This is a genomic window from Kitasatospora cathayae (genome assembly GCF_027627435.1).
In the GTDB taxonomy this organism is placed as follows: domain Bacteria; phylum Actinomycetota; class Actinomycetes; order Streptomycetales; family Streptomycetaceae; genus Kitasatospora; species Kitasatospora cathayae.
Genome location: NZ_CP115450.1, coordinates 6099145 through 6116275, shown reverse-complemented (window position 1 = coordinate 6116275; position 17131 = coordinate 6099145). Strand labels below are relative to the sequence as shown.

Below are 17131 nucleotides of genomic sequence, written 5' to 3'. Positions count from 1 at the left end.
CCACGTGGGTGGCCTGGTCCAGCGGGGCGGCCATCGCCGCCCTGCTCGCCTGGATCGCGCCCAGCTTCCGAACGGTCCTTCTGCGCCTGAGCGCGGTGGAGACGGTCGCGGCCATCGTGATCCTGCTGGTGTGGCGCCGCTCCACCCGGCGATGCGCCGGCGACCACGAGGCCGCCGCCCGCGTCGAACTGACCCTCCCCGAAACCGGCGTCTGCGGCGGAGCCGGCCTCTTCGACGAGCCCGCTGCTGCCCAGATCAGCGGTGGCGGCTGTTGCTCAGCCCCGGCCACCCCGCAGCTGATCAACCTCGGCGCTCCAGCCTCGGAGTCCTCGTGCTCGACCACAGTCAGCGGGTGCTGACCGACTCCTGACCGTCACTCAGACCAGCAGGGCCGCGACCGGAACGGGGGACCAGTCGCGGGCGTTCTCCGCCGACTCAGGGACATTCCGATCGGCCAGATGGATGATGGTCTTCACCGTGTAGGCACACGCCGGAAGCCTCGCGCCGTGAAGAGTTGGGAGTACTGCCCTCGATGGCCCATGACGCCGCGTACCACTGGCCCCCGGAGCTGATGGCGTTGTTGACTGACACCATCCCCCTGCTCTGTCGCAGCAAGGACGACGTCGTCACTTTCCTGCGCGGGGCGGGGACCAGCGAAGCTCTCCTTTACCGGTTCCGCCAGCAACTCGCAGTCGACCGCAGCGCGGTGAGCAAATACAAGATTGCCCGTGAGGTGATCAGGCAACTGAACGAGCAAGGCGACCAGGGTCTCGGGGTGCGCCGCGCTCTGCTGCGCCGCATCACCGAGTTCGACGACTTCTCGATGTGCTGGCCCGACGACCAGCTCAAGGCCCGTGGTCTCGTCGCACAGATCCGCGAAGTCGTCGGTGTGAAGGACGCTTTCACACGCATGCAGCAGGAGCGCGACCGAGAACGCGATGCCCATCTGGCCGATCGCCGCGCGGTTGAGGACGAACGCAGGCGCCGGAAAGCCCTCTACGCGGACTTGAGGGCACAGCTCACCGCACTCTTCTCGATGGAGGACGCCCAGAAGCGCGGTTTGGAGCTGGAAAGCCTCCTCAATCGCGTCTTCGCCCTGGACGGGATCGGCGTCAGGGAATCCTTCACCCTCCGGTTAGAGGACGGCGAAGCAGCCGAGCAGATTGACGGCGTTGTCGAACTCGACGGCCAGACCTATCTCGTCGAAGTGAAGTGGTGGGCCAAGCCGCTGGACATCAATCCGGTCAGCCGCCACCTGTCCAGACTGATGACCCGCGCCGACGTCAGCGGCCTGATGATCTCAGCATCCGGGTACAGCGCTCCGGCAGTCGCGGAGTGCGTGCAGTTCCTCGCGTTCAAGGTCATGGTCCTCGGCGAGTTGCGCGAGCTGGTGCTGCTCCTGGAGCGCGAGGAGAGCCTTGCCGATTGGCTGCGTGAGAAGACCCGCAGAGCGAAGCTGGAGCGCCGCCCTTACACAGTCCTCGACGTCGACTTCTAGGACCTGGAGATGAACGGCGCTGTGAATCGCCAGCCTTTCGTACGCCAGCACGCCAGCACCGGAGGATTCGGCTTCGCCAGACCGAGTCTCGACTCCGAGCGAGTAGAGCGGCTGCGTGCCGGCTCCCTGGATGACGTGACCGATCTTGACGCTGCCTACGAGCTCATCCGAATCGCCAGGGCAGACCTGGAAGCGTTCGGCACCAGCGGCGGAGAACGTCTCGACGACAACGAAATGGCCATTCTCCTCGGGGTGCTTCCCGCGGTGCTCCGACGGCTCGGAGTGGCATTCTCCCCACCCTTCCGAGACTTCAAAAGCTTCAAGAGCTACTGGAAGCAGCAGGGCATGAGCGGCAGCTACGACGCCCGACGCAGATACCTTGCCGGACTCTTCGAACCTGTGCTGGGCAAGCTCGACACCCACCATCCGCACCTGGTGCACGACCGCCCGAAGTCCCACCGAATCACCGATGTCACGCGCCGGCGATTGCGCGAGCGCTTGCCAGTCAACTGGTGGGGCACGCTCGACGAGGTGCAGTTCCTCCGCCGCCTGTACGACCTCGACAACCTGCCCAGCAACGACCACAGGCACGCCACCGCCACCCAGGACATCGGGCACCACTGCATAGCCGATCCGAATGACTGGGAGGCGGACTGGATCTGGACGGACCCGAGACTTGCTCTCGCGGACGGCGACGAGTACCTGCTCCTGTTCCTTGCCGAGATGCTGCACCCCGCGGTCCGCACCGACGCCACAGAGGTCGAGCAGCTCCGCATCTTCATCAACGCTGCGCTGATCCACGACGGATACGAACTCGCTGAGACCGACAGCATCAGCGGCGCACCCGTCTTCGCACCCCGGCCAATCGGCTCCGGTGTCCCCGGCACCATGAAGAACCTGTTCTTCGCCTCCAACGGACCCAAACCGGATTTCGTACTCGGCGACGCCATCAACAACGACATCCTGGTCGTGAGGAACGGCGATTCCTGTCTCCAGTACGACCGACCCTTGAGTGCCTCCGGCCTCACCTGGGGCAGCTTGATGAACTGGTGGCGGGCCCAGGTGCCCTTCCCCGAAGGTGCGACAGACCAAACTGTCGGCGAATCCCTCTACAGACGGCTCTGGACTTCGCTGCACCACGACCCAAAACGCCCTGACGTGATCACCCCTGAGCGGCTCCTCTTCCGGACCTACTGTCGGCACTATCCGATCAACGAGACAGGAGCTGCCTACCCCGCGCTGCTCCCCCAGGTCTACTTGCACCTCGACCCTCGGACACGCGCAGAGCGGGGAGGCAAGGACAGCGTTCTCGGTCGCGAGCGCATGGACTTCCTGCTCCTACTTCCCGGAGGTGTGCGGATTGTCGTTGAGGTCGACGGCAGGCAGCACTACGCCGAAGGCGACGTTGCGTCTCCGCGCCTGTATTCGAAGATGGTTGCCGAAGACCGGGCCCTGCGGCTCAAGGGATACCAGGTGTACCGATTCGGCGGATACGAACTCGGGCAAGCGACAGCGCCAGCGGTGCTTCGGAAATTCTTTGCGGCTGTAGTCGACCCTCAAGATCGCTGAGGCCCTTCAACGTCACGCGCCCACGACCAGTAGCAGCGGGTAGCTCCACGCGGCGAGCCGCCAGCTCGACCTCGTGGTCTCCTCTCAGCGCTTCTCGGCAAATCTCATCGTCATCACCACCGCGTGTGCACTGGTTGTGAAATGATCTTCCTTGGAGGCTGCATTTCCGCAGGTCAGAGGCATATTCGATCAGAACTACGACCTGTAGGACCCCCTCTGACCTGCGGAAACGCAGTTCAACCTCCCAGTCGTTTCCGCAGGTCAGGCAAGGTCCTGACCTGCGGAAACGTCTGGGGAAGGGTCGACTGCAACACCCCTGGGACTCGCGATGTGAAATGAGTGTGAAATGAGCACGCGTAGATCGAACTCGCGATGATCACCCCGTTGCCCTCGCCGGCACTGGGCAGTGCGCCCTCTCGCTACTTTCAGTAGTCATCGCTCGTAGGCTGCCGACTCAACAAGTTCGATCTGTTGCCAGCACTGCCGCTCCCGCACGCGAAGCACCACCCACGCTCGCCAGTTCCCACCGATCGAGAGGACACCCGAGAAGGCAGGGAGGATGGCCGACGACGGCAGCAAGACCTTCACCATCGTCCACCGCGGTGTCGCGGCGTTTGCGGAAGGCTGCTTCGCCGCGATCCGAAACCCCAACAGCCACGAGGCCGGCCTGCCAGAGCTGCCCGAGCACGAGGCTCTGGAGCAGCTGGCCGCGTTCAGCGTTCCGGCCCGCTGGGTCGACACCGGGAAGCTGGAGACCTGAACGCACGAGTCGGGCCCGGTGTTGTCCCGGCGGCAGGTCAGTTCGCCGGATCGACCGGCCAGCGCAGGCCGCCCCCGACGGTGCGGGGCGACCTGCGCCGGGCCTGGTCAGCGGCGTGCCCCACCCCGCAGGGCGCGAACCAGCTCGGCGAGCGCGCGGATAATCGCCGGCCGCTCCCCCGCCTGGGTACCGCGCAGGCACAGGGCCATGGAAGCGACCAGGGCCGCCGCCAGGATGAGCAGCAGAAACAGCACGAGCCACGGGGACGCGGAAGCGATATCCCCGAGAATGGACCACATCACATTTCTCCTCGACGGTGCACGGAGTCACCCACGCGAGGAGGCCAGCATGACGGCAGGACCTCAACGACGACAGGTGACCTGCCACGGCGCAGGGCCCGAGGCTGCGCCACACCATCGCGGTGTGTTCGTTGAGATCTGCGAGAGATCAGGTAACGCTTGCTGAGATGGGGGGCGTTGCGCTCCCCGGTCCGCACAAGGGGCCGTCCACCCCATCGCGGGGAGGACCCGAACGAAGCCGTTGCGACTTCCAAGACACGGCCCGGCCGTTGCGGACGGGCGTCCTGGGCTGGCTGCTCCAGGTAGCACCTTCGGATGCCTGACCCGAAGGCCCCGGGTCCTGCCCGAGGTTCCAGACCAATTGGTAGCACATCAGGTCGTTCCTGTCGATAACTCTCTTGATGTTCTGGAACGTTGGCGGACATCTTCCCGTTCGAGCTATACGTCGCACTCAGCGGTCCGGGTAGGGAACCTCCTGCGCCAGGCGAGGGAGACGTACACCATCGCGATCAGCACCGGCACCTCGATCAGCGGACCGACCCCGCCGGCCGTCCTCAAAGGGGGGTCCACGCGGGCTGTCAAAGCCGCTCGGGTCCGGGCGGAACTAATCGCCCGACCGGCCGAGGTGGTGCGGGAGGTGAGGCGCTCGGCCGCTCGCGTGGCGGCTTCACGACGAAGATCCGCCTGAGCGCCGACGGCCGTTGCCGGGTCCTCTCGCTGGTCGTCACATCCGGGCAGTGCGCCGACTTTACCCAGTTCGAGGCGGTCATGGACGGGATCCGGGTGCCGAGGCTGACCTGCGGCAGGCCGCGGACGAAGCCGGACAGCGTCAGCGCCGACAAGGGCTACAGCAACCGCCGAACCCGCCGCTACCTGCGCAGACGCAGAATCCGGCACGCCATCCCGGAAAAGCCGACCAGGCTGCCAACCGGGTCCGACGCGGCAGGCCGGCCGCCGACCGCCCGGATTCGACAGGGACCGCTGCAAGAAGCGCAATACCGTCGAACGGGTGATCAACAAACTCAAGGCATTCCGCGCGGTTGCGATCAGATTCGACCAGCGCGGCCACATCTACCTCGGCACCGTCACCGCAGCCGCGCGCTCGTCATCTGGCTCCGCTCATGATCGCCAGGACGCTGCCTAGAGGCCCCTCTCGATCGAAGTCGCGATGGCGCGAAGGCGCTTCACCGCCGATCGCGCGTCACCGATCCGGTAGGTCGCATAGCGCGGATCCTGCACGTCCTCAATGCTACGCACGATGTCCAGGTCGAGGCGGTCGAACAGCCTGAACGTGTCGAGCAGTTCGTCGATATTCGGCGCCAACGGCGACCCGCGCTCGATCAGCGAGACATCACGTGCCGAAACGGCTTCCTCCGTCTCCGACTCGGTCTTGAGCCGGGAGATGACGAGGGACAGGATGTCGAGCTCGCGCTGCCGCGTGTCGATGAGCCCGGCGAGCCTGGACAGCCCGTCCGGCACCTCGAACAGCATCCCGACGTCCGCCGGCCGCAAGCCGAGGGTCTCGGCGGAGCTGACGACCTGGCCCAACTCGTCGGCGGTGATGAGCGCCCACTGCTTCCGCTTGGCCATGTTCTTGATCGTGTCGCCACTGAAGGCGGGGCCGATAATAGCAACGTACTCTGCGGAGCGCTTCTCCTTGTGCGTGTCGATTGCCACGTCGCTCACGTTGTTGTGCGTGACCCGACCGGATGACGTCGACTTTCCGTCCACGATCGCGGTCCGCAACGACCCGTTGCCGTCGTACCACTGCACGAGGATGTCGGTGTCACCGGAACCACTGATGCGCTGGGCGCGGAAACCCATGTGCCTGAACGCGCTCTCGATGTACGTCTCGAACGCCGCACCGGACGCCAAGCCATCGGCGCCCGGGTCAACGGAGCTGCGCGTCAGTGATTCCACGATGAGCGAGAGCTTGTCCGGTTCGCCCGGCGCGCAAGACGTGCTTTGCGCCAGGTCCGGCGACAGCTCCGGCTCGACGGCGGCCTCCGGTAGGTGCGGTTCGGCGAGGGGGAGTGTCTCGATGAGACGCAGCCCGGTCGCCGTAGCCTGGACCGACGACCAGGACGTCTCGATGAGCAGGCCCGATTCGACCATAAAGGCCGTGAGCCAACGCACCTTGTCCTTGTTCAAGCCGTACGTGATGCCTTGCCGGTACACGTCGTTCCTCGGAACATTGGCTTTCGCCGCACGGATCAGCTCGCCGACGAACTTCATGTTCGCGTGAAGGATCCGGATGAAGTCGATGTCCGATCCCGACCGCAGCCACGCCTTGGCGGCCGGCGTTGCCGTGAACACCCCGCGGCGGACCTCCAGAAGCAGCCCGGCTGCCCGCATGAACGGCAGCATGGTGTCGACGCTGCTGCGCTTCAGGCCGAACCGGTCCCCGATGAAGCCCAGCAGTGCATCCTTTTCCATCTGGTCCTCTGCGGCCGCGATGCACGTCCGCAGGTTCTCGATCTTGTTGGGGTCCTCCTTCGGGCTCGGAACCCAGATGTTGTAGGTGTTCCTGGCCTCCTGGGCGCCATCGGTCGCGGCCAGGTGCGCGAGGAGTGCGGCGATCTCCTCCGGGGCTTCGGGAATGTCGACCGCTTCGCCCGAGTCGTTCATGGGCAGGGCCAAAGGCGTCACAACTTCCCAGGTGGCGAAGAGCGACCGTCCTTCAGCAGTCGCGCTCTGCTTCCGCTCCCCCAGCCATTCGGTCAGCCCCAGAACTTCGAGCCAGGTCATGCGGACGCGCGTGTTGTTGACGCTCTTCCAGTCGAGGTTGTACGACTCGATTAACTCAGCATTGACCTCTTCGACCGTCAGCGGCTCGCGTACGAGGAGCCCGAGCACCTCGGCGAACAGCCGGATCCGCTCGGCCATCAACGAGGCGAGACGTGAGCGCGACTCGTCCGCGAGCAGTTCGGAGCCCTCTGAGGTCAGTTGAAGAAGTCCTTTTCGATTCTGGACCAACCCCATCGGACGCAGCGCGTACGAGTACTGCCGCCAGGACCTCGACGACTCCACGCTCGCCAGCTGCGGCCGCGCGTCGAGATCCGTGGCCTCACCAGCGCCGATCTGGCGGACGAGCTCTAGGGCGAGCGGGAACATCTCGTCCTTCCCGCACTGGAGGTTCGGTACGGATGACGCCTGCTGCATCCACCTGCTCCGCTGCGCCCCAAGAGCGAGCGAGCCCGGGGCGGTGGCTGGTTGGTTGGTCGCGCGGAAGAGGTCCGGAGTCATTCTGATGTGGCCGTTCCGTTCATATCTCTGTTGGGTGATTCAGCAGAGGCTCCTGCCATGCGCGCACGCTACTGCCCACTACTGACAGGCGAGACCCAACTCGCGATTGAACAAAGGGAACTGACTGATCAATGGCTGACCCCGATCGAATGTGTCACATCCTGTCGCCACTGCTGCCGGGCAGTCGAGCAGTGAACCCTTCGCGCAACTGCTGGTCCTTCCAACGTGGCGACGTGGACACGGTGACCGCGCCGCCGTCGTGCCGGGCAACCACGACCATGGTCTCCTGGGGCTCCGACCGGACGGGCCCAATCGCTGGCACCGGGCCGCAGTGCTAGAACAGCCAGGGCTCGGCGATCGAACCATCAACCTCCAGGCCGTAGCAGCGAGCCTGCTCGGCCACCTCCACTCTGCCCTCGGCCTCCCAGAGAGCAGCCAGCGGGCCAACGCCACAGCCAGCATCGACCGCGGCCCGGTGCGTGCGGTCGGCACCGACTGCGTTTCGGTGACGTTCCATCATGGCTAGCCGCTCCAGCGCGTAGAGGTTCCCCTGCTCTGCCGCGCGTCGGTGCAGAGCCTCAGCCCAGCCCGGGTTGTGCCCCTCCAGGTGCCAGGCCGCCACCGCCCAGGTCTGCGGGTTCCGAAGTTCTGCCAGACGATGCAGAACGGTCTCCGCCCCAGCCTCGTCGTCCGCGTGTCCCATCAGTGTCATGGCGGCCGCGAATGTCCCACCCTGCCAGCGCTGTGCCCCTGTGTCGAGGACGTTCCGGTCGGCCAGCTCGACGACCGCCCAAGCAAGCCGTTCGGCCTCGGTCCGGTCATCGATCCGTTGCATCGCCATCATGGCCAGTTCGGATCCGTCGCCGCCTTCCGCGAACGATCGGGCCAGGCGTTCGGCCTCTTCCCACTCGCCGGCCTGGCACTTGAGCGACACCAGTTCGCCTCTGGCATCGCGGTCGCCTGCCAACGCACCCGACCACAGGAGCCGTTCGTACTCCGCGAGGTCACCCTCGTTTCGGCGCAACTCAGCCAGGAGAAAGGGAGCTTCGGGACTTCCAAGTGCCACGGCCTTTGTCAGCGCCTCTTCTGCTTCCGGGCCGTTAGACAGCACCGTAGCTAGGGAGGTAAGCGCGGAGGCATGCCCAGTTGTCACTGCCTCGCGGACCAGCCGTTCGGTCTCATCGGGGCGGCCGAATTCATTCAGCGTCCAGGCAAGGGTCAGAATCGGCTCCGGGTCTCCCTTTTGGAGGACGGATCGCGCCAGCACCTCGGCTTCATCGGTCAGGTCTCGGTACGCCATCATCGACACGATCGCCGTCCAGGCTGGCCCGTGCCCGCCATCAGCCGCGCGACGCAGCAACGTGGCGGCCAGACGCAAGCGGCCCCTGTGCTCTGCGGAGCGGGCCAGTTCATATAAATCAGCAGCGGTCGCCGCGTGGTACTCAACGGCCTGCCAGAACGAGGTGGGTGGGAAGAACGCGTGCCGAGCCGTCCGGGAGTAGTGGTCGAGATAGTCCGCGAGCCGACACACTCCTGGCTGGGCCCCCATCCCGTGGTCATGGGCGACATCGCCAAGCGCCGCCACCACGTCTTTGATCCTGGTCCGGGCGAAGACCATGGCGGTCTCGAACCAGTCTGCTGGCGCGGCGGCGCGCTGGGCGTCCGTCAGGTAGCCAGGCGCGGCCATTTCCAGCAGCGCGAGCGGGAGCGGGGAGGTGTGACCAAGTCGGCGCGCATCCATCGCGGCCGAGACAACGGCCTTGCCGTAGCAGTCCTGAGCTCCGTCCGCCTGCTCGTACCACTGGACCAGGGCTGGGCCGCCCGCCAGGGTCTGAGTGATGGAACCGTCCGGAGCGGTTCGCGCGGCGACGGCCAGCGACCCGTCGTCCGTCTCGTGCAGCCGCCTCAACACCGAGCCGTCGAAAACCGTAGGAACGGTGATCACGCGCGCCGCCGCGAGCAGTGCTCTGGCCTGGGGGTGGCGGTCCCGGACGCCAACCGGACGATCGGTCAGTTCGTGTCGATGGCCTGGCCAAAGGGTGGCGATAACCACCAACGGCCCCGGCCGTTCCAACCGTCGGCGCAGTGCGGCAGCGGCGGCCTCACCGCCGTGGCCGCCGAGCAGTTCCTGGGCCTCGTTGAGCCACAGCACGGTACGCGGGTTAAGGACGTCGGCGGCTAGCAGTCGGCACAGACTGTCGGCATCCTTCGGATATGCCAACTCCCAGTCGGCGAGGCAGGCCGCGACCGCCTCGTATGCAGTGCGGGTCTTGCCAGTGCAGCTGTGCCCGCTCAGAACGAGCAGCACGGGCTCCTCTCCGGACGCCGCATCCGTCAGCAGGTCCCGCAGCTCGTGGTCGTGGCGGCGGGCGACGTATGCCGGAAGCACGAAGCCCGTCGCAGCCGTTTGCAACGGATCGGCGATCGCCGCGTGCACGCCGAGCCGCTCGGGCTGCCAGCCAGCCAGCGGTCGTGGCAGATCGAGGGAACCAACGATGCCCGTAAGCGCGAGCTTGTCCGTCAGCCTGGCCAAAGGGGCAGTACTGCCATCGGGCCGCCGACCCGTGGCCTTGGCGATGGCTTCCTGGAGCATCTGATGGAATTCCGCAGCGTCCACTGCGCGCGGCCGAGGCGCTAACGCGTCACGCGCGATCCGAACCCCCAGCCAGACCAAGACCTCCTCGACCTCAGTGATGAGAGGCGGCTGTCCCAAGCTCTTGCCTACTATCGGCCCAAGCCGGCGTAGTGCCCTGTCTTCGACCTGATCGATTGTGCGGCCCTCCACAAGGACCTCCAGGCGGTCCACGCACCAGCCGATATCGCGGCCGTCCGGTAGAGCGACTCCCTTGAGCCTGTTGACAATGTCGGCTGTGATCAGCGGAGGGATAACACCGCGCGCCTGTCCCCGCTCGACGACGAACGAGTGAAGGTCTGATTGAGGACTCTCGTTGACAATGAAGGTGAAGCGGGTGTCATCCGGGAGGGGCTTGCCAAGGAATAACTTGCCCAGATGACTGCTTTGAGGCTTCTTGGCAATGTCCGGGCGACAGACATCAGCGATGCTGTGGCGCTTCCCGGCCTCTTCAATGGTCTTCACCTGGCGATAAACGGGAGCGTCGCCGTCAGTGCAGACGATGTCCTCTAGATCCTCCCAAGAGACCCTGGTCCACATACCCTCGTGCATATCGAGGCAGTCGAGAAGAGTGACCGCGTCCTGGTAGGCGAAGCCGCGTCGGCTGCGGCGCCCTCCGTCAGCTGGCGCCGGCAACAAAGGAACCTCGACCCTTCAACCGCCTGCACGGCCGCGAAGAGCTGGCTGACCGCCGCGTTGGCCGCTGATTCACCAACACCACCCCTTGATCGATCCACCGGAGGATCGGCCAAGTAGACCATTCGGTGACGGCCTGTGGCAAAGGTTGCGACCATCTGCGACGGCTCAGCGACAACCGAACCCCCGACACCGGGTGGATGTTACGGCCCTCCAACCGGTGCCAGGCACCCCGAAGCCACCCCACCAACCCGGTGAACGTTTCTGGTCACAGCACTATCCGAGGGCGACACCATCCTCGCGCCGCCAGTCGGTGGCACTGCGTAGCGACCGACTTGGGCGGCACTGGCGGCCTACTCGGCGCCGCTCAGCGCTTCTCACTGTGTCTCATCCTCAAGGGCGCCGTGTGTGAACTGGTTGTGAAATGATCTTCTGTGGGACCCATATTTCCGCAGGTCAGAGGCGTGTTCGATCAGAACTACGACCTCTAGAAGGGCCTCTAGCGAGTAGCCGGAGGGGTTTCGCCCTCCGGCTCTCTCAGATCCGTACGCGAACCTCTCGATTCATACGGCGTAGTTGATCCAGCCCCGCACGACCGGGTTGATCTCCCGGGCGAGCTGCTCCGGGGTCCGCCCACTGCGCAGGTGCAGCCGCCAGCGGCGGATCTGCGCGCGGATGAGCTTGGCAGCCTCGTCGCCGCCCAGGCGGGTGTTCTCGGGATGCAGCAGCAGCCCCCGCATTCGGCCAGCCGCCCCCGCCCGGGATCCGGCCGATCAGGGCTTCGACAGCCGGTCGTCGCTCTTCGACACCACGAACCCGTCGCTGAAGACCAGGGCGTCCAGGTCGGTGTGGCAGAACGTGGCCAGAGCGTGCGCCGGGCTCTCCACGATCGGTTCGCGGTCGTTGAAGGAGGTGTTCAGCACTGCTGGCACCCCTGTCAGCTCGCCGAACCGACTGATGAGCCGGTGGAATGCCGGGTGAGCGGCAGCGTCGACGGTTTGCACCCGGGCGGTGCCGTCGACGTGGGTGACCGCGCCGAGTCGGTGCCGGCGTTCTTCGCGGACCCGGGGCGCGAAGAGCATGTAGGGGCTGTCGCTGTCGAGGTCGAACCAGGCTGGGGCGTGCTCGGCCAGGACGGCGGGGGCGAAGGGCCGGAAGAACTCGCGGTGTTTGATGCGGGTATTGAGCACCTCGCGGGTCGCCTGGTGGCGGGGGTCGGCGAGGATGCTGCGCGAGCCGAGCGCCCGGGCGCCCAGTTCACTGCCGCCGTCGAACCACCCGATCAGTCGGCCGTCCGCGAGCAGCTCGGCCGCCAGGGCGGCGGGGTCGGATTCCCTCCGCCAGTCGAAGCGGTGGTGCGGATGCCGCTGGGGCGGCCCCGAGAGCGGGTGCCGCCGCAGTGCGAGCTCGATCTCCTCGGGCGGGTAGGCGCGGCCGAAGGAGTCCCGGCCGGCCAGCGGCGTGCTCGGCACCATGCCGGTGAGGAGGTGGATGCCGTGGAGCGCGTTGCCGAGTGCCTGGCCGCGGTCCGAGGCCGGCGGCGGCACGAACATCCGGGCGCCGGTGCGGCGCCGGACCACCTCGTTGGCCACGCAGTTCATCGCGACCCCGCCCGCGAAGCAGACCGTGGCGCGCTGGTGCTCGGCCATCAGGCGGGCGATGACCTCGGCCAGCACGTCCTCCGTCCGGGTCTGGACCCAGGCCGCGAGATCCCTCGCCCGTGGGGAGTCCCACGTGTGGAGGGGGCCGAGGTCCACCCCGGCACCGGCGGCGAACCGGGCCAGGCCCCCTTCATGGGTCCCCGTCAGCCGGCCCTCGACCTGGGTCCCGGACAGGTCGAACAGCGGTACCCCGACAGCCTTGGGGTCACCGTAGGAGGCGAGTGCCATGGTCTTGCCGCACTCCTGCTCGTCGAAGCCCAGCCAGTTGGTCACCGCCTCGTACGTCGCGCCGATCCCACCCGCCCGCGCCCGGCCCTCGCGGTTTCCGCCCACTCTGGTGATCGCGGTGCGGTCGGCGAGGAAGTAGCTCTCGGTCCGGTGGTCGTTGCCCGCACCGTCCGCGACCACGACCAGGGCCTCGTCGGTGCCGGAGAGGCAGAACGCGCCGTACGCGTGGGACAGGTGGTGGTCGACCGTTGTGATCCTGGCCGGGGGCAGGCCGTACAGGTCCAGTCCCCCGGTGAAGCCCTCCGGGAGCCGGGGTCCGAGGCAGGAGAACACCACCACACCCACGTCGGCGAGCGCGACCTCGGCGGCCTGGAGGCAGTAGGCCAGCGCGGCGTGCCAGCCCGCGGAGTAGCGGGTGCGATTCAGCCGCTCCTCGGCGATGGCCACCACCCTGTCCCCCACGACGACGGCGCACCCGCCGTCGTGACCGAGGTTCAGCCCCACCGCTATCGGGGTGTCGCTCACGTCCGATCCCCCTCCTCGTCGTCCATCACGATCCTGCGTGAGCCCGAAGTCGTCCTGGCCGCCGGTGTCCGGCGGGACCGTCAGCAACCGGGCGAACGAGCCCCCGCCGGCAGGATCGCGGCCTGTTCCGATGCCTGCGGGAGGGCCGTGTCCAACTGCGCCGCGAACCAGGCGATGGTCGCCTTGAGGCCCTGCCGCAGAGAGGTTTCGGGGCTCCAGTGCAGGCTCTGCCGGGCGAGTGTGGTGTCGGGGCGCCGTACGGTGGGATCGTCCACGGGACGGTCGATGAACCTGATCGCGGCCCGGCAGCCGGTCATGTCGCGGATGAGGCGGGCCAGCTCCAACATGCTCGTCTCCTCGGTGGTGCCGAGGTTGACGGGACCGGGATGGCCGCTCGCCGCGAAGGCGAGGATGCCGTCCACCATGTCGTCGACGTAGCACAGGGAGCGTGTCTGGCTTCCGTCCCCGGTCACGGTGATCTGTTCTCCGGTCAGGGCCTGGCGGACGAAGGTGGGGACCGCGCGTCCGTCGTACGGACGCATGCGGGGACCGTAGGTGTTGAAGATGCGCACGATGCCGGTGTCGACCCCACTGCTGGTGCGGTACGCCGTGGTCAGGGCCTCGGCAAAGCGCTTGGCCTCGTCGTAGACCGAGCGCGGGCCCACGGCGTCGACGTTGCCTCGGTAGGTCTCCGGCTGCGGGTGCACGAGGGGTTCGCCGTAGATCTCGGACGTGGAGGCGAGGACGAACCGTGCGCCTTTCCGCTCGGCGAGTTCGAGGGCGTGCAGGGTCCCGAGTGAGCCGGCCTTGAGCGTGTGGATGGGCAGCCGCAGGTAGTCGGCCGGCGATGCCGGCGAGGCGAAGTGCAGGACCAGGTCCACCTTTCCGGGGACGTGTATGGGCTCGCTGACGTCGCGGCGGAGCAGGGTGAACCGCGGATCGGCCAGCAGGGGCGCGAGATTGTCGGAGCTGCCGGTGAGGAGGTTGTCCACGCACACGACGGCCTCGGCCTGTTCGGTCATCAGCCGGTCGCAGAGATGGGAGCCGAGAAATCCGGCACCGCCGGTGACCACGATGCGCCGGAATGCACGCGCGTCAGGGGACATGTCCATTCCTCCAGAGGTGGTGTCGCGTCCTGACCGGACGGCCCCGTGCCGTGGCCGTCACAGACACGCGTCGAGTACGTCGGAAACGTTCGCCCGCAGGTCTTCCAGTAGCTCGAACTGCCCGGCTACTCCGGTCGGTGTCTGGAACGACATCGACAGTTCGCGTACCACGGTCCAGTACAGGCTCGCCTCCAGCGGCGACCGCCGCAGGCCGGGACGTCCCGCTTGCCGGGCGGCCTGTTGGTAGGAGGTGAGGAAGCGGGCGAACTGCTGCCAGTCGCGGCGGCCGTGGAACCACGGCCGACCGCTGTAGTAGAGCGCCGCGTAGGCCACGTCTTCTTCCGCCCCGCCCACCCGGAGGAAGTCGAAGTCGTGGACCACGTGGACGGTGTCGCCGATCACCAGCACGTTCTCCGGCCGGAAATCACCGTGCACGACGGTCGTATCCTCCCGGGCGAGCGTGGGGAGGAAGAACTCCGGTGAGTGGACGGCGAGTTCCGCCGCCTGTTCCCGGGCCCGGCGGAGCATCCCGGCCGCCTCCGGCGGGGCACCGATGTGCTCACGCAGAGCCTTGGCGGACTGCTCCCACAGCCACGCGGCGTTCTCGGCCCACTGGTCCGGTCCGTGCCTGCGGAGCACGCCGCTGCGGATGCCGCGCGCGGTGGCGAGTGCGGCCCGCCCCTTGCTGTGCAGCTCGTGCAGGACGGCCGCGCCGCTGGATGCGAAGACCGCGCGTGAATGCGGTGGAACCGGGTGGTCGAAATCGTCGCACCAGGGGAACACGACGACGGCGTAGCCCGCGCAGCGGAGCGCATATCGGCCGTCCTCGCCAAGCGGGAGCGCGGGCAACAGCCGGCTGAAGCCCCGCGCCCGCAGATCGGCCAGCACCCGGCCGGTGACGTCCAACTCCTCCAGCGTCCATTCGACCGGGGTGGTGGCCTCGTTCATCACCTTGACGCAGTAGGAGCGTTCGTCCGCCTCGGCTCGCAGGACGGCGTTCCACGAGGCGGTCTGCACCGGGTGAAGCGCCGACACGCGCAACTCGGCGGGAAGCTCGCGGTGGATCGCCTCGAGGCCGGCGGCTACCAGCCGCTTCCAGTCCGCCACCGTGGGTTCGCCCGTCACGGATGCCACGTGCCCTCACTCCCTTGCTCATGGCGTGGATGTCCGTCCACACTGCCGGCCGTGTCCGTCCTACCGGGGACGGCCTCTCAGCAGTCGCCGGACACTCCGAGTCCGCTGCCCTCGGCCGGCCGCGCCCCGGACGTCGCAGCAGTCACCGGACCGGAGCCCGCGGAGACGTAGGTGAAGGCCGAGAAGCGGCCCACGACTTCCTTCGGGAACGCGGCGAGGGCCGATGTCAGCTCCCGTACCCGGTGGGTGCTCGCGTGGTAGTGGCCGTCGACCAGGTCGCCCACCGCGGCCAGGTCCCCAGCCCGGCCCGCCTTCAGCGCCGCCATGAAGAACTCGTGACCCGCCCGGCTCTGGTCCTTGATCGTCGACTCGACCGCGGCGTCGACCTCGTGCGCGAGGTCCGCGGGCCCGCTGCGGAGGAGGGCCGGCACGTCGATCATGCGCAGCCTCCGGTAGAAGTCGTCCACGTCGGTCCACTTCTTGTCGCCGGCCTTGTGGAGTACGTCTGCCAGCTGCCCGATCCTCGGCTGCTCGTAGGCGTACTCCCGGTAGCCGGACTTGTAGTTGAAGTCCTTGGGCAGCAGTCCCTTTTCCACCAGTTCGGTGGCGATGGGCGTCCCGGGATAGGCGTACAGGACCTGGGAGAGGTTGGAGTAGAGATAGGCCTCTTCGATGTCGCGCAGGAAGTCGGCGTCGATCGCCAGGTCCTCCCACGAGGTGAACGGGTCGAACATGATGAAGCCGACCTGCAGGCCGATCCGGTACTTGCGCACCAGCCGAACGGCCCTGCGGTAGACATCCGGGTCGGTGTGCTTGTCGAGGTAGGCGAGCCGCCTCGGGGAACCGGACTCCAGCCCCATGTAGGCGCAGGTGAGACCGCTGTCCGCGAGGGCCGCCATGAGCTGTTCCTGTCCGTCGACGGAGTCGGCGCGCATCAGGACGCGGTAGGTGATGCCCAGATCCGCCTGGATGAGCGCTTCGGCCAGGTCGAGCGCCCTGAAACGGCTGCGCGGCGACGGCAGGGTGAAGTTGTCGTCGCTGAACCAGAAGTGGGTGATCCCGAACTCGTCCCGCAGGTCCCGGATCTCCTCGACGATCTTCTCCGCGGACCGGTCGCGCCAGCGTCGCAGGTATCCCAGCGCCGGATACACGCAGAAGGTGCAGCGGAACGGACAGCCCCGGCTGGTGTAGATCCGCGCGTCGGTGACCGGGATGCCGCGTTCGATCAGTTCGCGCAGGGTGTCGCGGGCCGGGAACGGCAGGAGGTCGATCGCGGGCTCGGGCGGTTTGGACGTGAGCTTGATCTGCAGCAGTGGCAGCGTGCCCTCGGACTGTTCGACCTCCCGGTGCCACAGCCCGGGGACCGTCGAGAGCGGCTCGCCCCGCTCCAGCGCGTCCACCAGTTTCAGCATGGGGATCTCGCCATCGCCCGCCACGATGCTGTCGACGTACGGCTCGTTGCGCAGGATGTCCTCCGCGCAACTGGCCGCCTGATGGCTTCCCCAGCAGACGTGCAGCGCGGGCTTGCGGCGCTTGATCTCGGCGGTCACCGTCAGGGCTTGGCTGATGGTCAGGCCCGTGACGGAGATGCCGACGACGTCGGGATCGTCTTCCAGGACCCGCTCGGTCACGTGTTCGGCCGTGCAGGGGGATCCGAACATCGAGTCCTCGACCTGGAAGTTGAGGATGCGCACCTCGTGCCCGAACTGGCGCAGGTACGCGGCGATCGTTCCGAGGCCGAGGTGCTCGCCGCCGGCGAGCGAGGTGGGAGAGGAATTCCGATAGCCGCTACCGGGAAGTACCAGGACGACACGCACGCTGATCACCTCATGCTTCC

The 17131-nt window shown here is 67.1% G+C and carries 11 protein-coding genes and 2 pseudogenes; 5 read left to right on the top strand and 8 right to left on the bottom strand.

The annotated features are described in order from the left end of the window. Positions 1-149: 149 nt before the first annotated feature. From O1G21_RS27345 to O1G21_RS27330, 4 genes and pseudogenes are all read left to right on the top strand, one after another. A pseudogene (locus O1G21_RS27345) lies at positions 150-359 on the top strand (flavoprotein); the annotation flags it as partial. A 173-nt stretch (positions 360-532) separates the two neighbouring features. Further along, on the top strand, positions 533-1498 hold the full coding sequence (locus O1G21_RS27340; protein ID WP_270147368.1) for a restriction endonuclease: 966 nt from the start codon (positions 533-535) through the stop codon (positions 1496-1498). A 9-nt stretch (positions 1499-1507) separates the two neighbouring features. Beyond that, positions 1508-3067, top strand: a complete 1560-nt coding sequence (locus O1G21_RS27335) for an AbiJ-related protein (RefSeq protein WP_270147367.1) — start codon at positions 1508-1510, stop codon at positions 3065-3067. 559 nt (positions 3068-3626) lie between these two features. Then, the gene (locus tag O1G21_RS27330) at positions 3627-3827 is read left to right on the top strand and encodes a TIGR02391 family protein (RefSeq protein ID WP_270147366.1); all 201 of its coding nucleotides are present in this window, start codon (positions 3627-3629) and stop codon (positions 3825-3827) included. 107 nt (positions 3828-3934) lie between these two features. Here the strand turns inward: O1G21_RS27330 and O1G21_RS27325 are convergent, their stop codons facing one another. Next, positions 3935-4126: a hypothetical protein gene (locus tag O1G21_RS27325; protein WP_270147365.1), complete on the bottom strand. Its 192-nt coding sequence runs from the start codon at positions 4124-4126 to the stop codon at positions 3935-3937. Between the two features lie 609 nt (positions 4127-4735). On the opposite strand from O1G21_RS27325, the pseudogene O1G21_RS27320 reads away from it, so the two are divergent. Further along, positions 4736-5251 (top strand): annotated as a pseudogene (locus O1G21_RS27320) (IS5 family transposase); the annotation flags it as partial. A gap of 15 nt (positions 5252-5266) precedes the next feature. Here O1G21_RS27320 and O1G21_RS27315 read toward each other — a convergent pair. The 7 genes from O1G21_RS27315 to O1G21_RS27285 form a co-directional block, all read right to left on the bottom strand. Beyond that, entirely contained in the window at positions 5267-7288 is a 2022-nt protein-coding gene (locus tag O1G21_RS27315) for a restriction endonuclease (RefSeq protein WP_270147364.1), read from the bottom strand. Positions 7289-7706: 418 nt separating this feature from the next. After that, entirely contained in the window at positions 7707-10640 is a 2934-nt protein-coding gene (locus O1G21_RS27310; RefSeq protein WP_270147362.1) for a dsDNA nuclease domain-containing protein, read from the bottom strand. 563 nt (positions 10641-11203) lie between these two features. Further along, complete coding sequence (locus O1G21_RS27305) at positions 11204-11380, bottom strand: group II intron maturase-specific domain-containing protein (RefSeq protein ID WP_270147361.1); 177 nt, start codon at positions 11378-11380, stop codon at positions 11204-11206. Positions 11381-11413: 33 nt separating this feature from the next. After that, on the bottom strand, positions 11414-13054 hold the full coding sequence (locus tag O1G21_RS27300) for a carbamoyltransferase family protein (protein ID WP_270147359.1): 1641 nt from the start codon (positions 13052-13054) through the stop codon (positions 11414-11416). Positions 13055-13134: 80 nt separating this feature from the next. Then, on the bottom strand, positions 13135-14160 hold the full coding sequence (locus tag O1G21_RS27295) for a UDP-glucuronic acid decarboxylase family protein (RefSeq protein ID WP_270147358.1): 1026 nt from the start codon (positions 14158-14160) through the stop codon (positions 13135-13137). Positions 14161-14217: 57 nt separating this feature from the next. Then, positions 14218-15294, bottom strand: a complete 1077-nt coding sequence (locus tag O1G21_RS27290; RefSeq protein WP_270147356.1) for a phosphotransferase enzyme family protein — start codon at positions 15292-15294, stop codon at positions 14218-14220. 77 nt (positions 15295-15371) lie between these two features. After that, positions 15372-17111: a B12-binding domain-containing radical SAM protein gene (locus O1G21_RS27285; protein ID WP_270147355.1), complete on the bottom strand. Its 1740-nt coding sequence runs from the start codon at positions 17109-17111 to the stop codon at positions 15372-15374. Positions 17112-17131 lie beyond the last annotated feature (20 nt).